Annotated in this window: 1 pseudogene; it reads left to right on the top strand. The window is 73.2% G+C overall.

What is annotated here, in order from left to right:
- Positions 1 to 295 (top strand): annotated as a pseudogene (locus V5F48_RS25105) (MFS transporter); the annotation flags it as partial.

The raw sequence follows: 295 nt of genomic DNA, 5'->3' as shown, positions 1-295 counted from the left end.
TGCCTGGTCCGACCAGGCCTCGCCCACGCGCCTGCTGCTGGTGGGGCTGGCGGTCCTCATCGGCGCGGACCTGATGCTGGCCTTCGCGCCGGGGCTGTGGGGCGCCTTTCTCGGCATCGCCTTGTGGGGGGCGCACATGGCGCTCACGCAGGGCCTGCTCGCCAAGCTGGTTGCCCAGCACGCGCCCGCGACGCTGCGGGGCTCCGCTTTCGGCCTGTTCAATCTCGCCACCGGCATCGCCATGCTGGTGGCGAGCGTGGTCGCGGGGGTGCTGTGGGAGCGGATCGGCTCCGCG

This window comes from Xanthobacter autotrophicus ATCC 700552, assembly GCF_043194565.1.
In the GTDB taxonomy this organism is placed as follows: domain Bacteria; phylum Pseudomonadota; class Alphaproteobacteria; order Rhizobiales; family Xanthobacteraceae; genus Xanthobacter; species Xanthobacter autotrophicus_F.
This window is presented reverse-complemented; position numbering and strand designations above follow the sequence as displayed.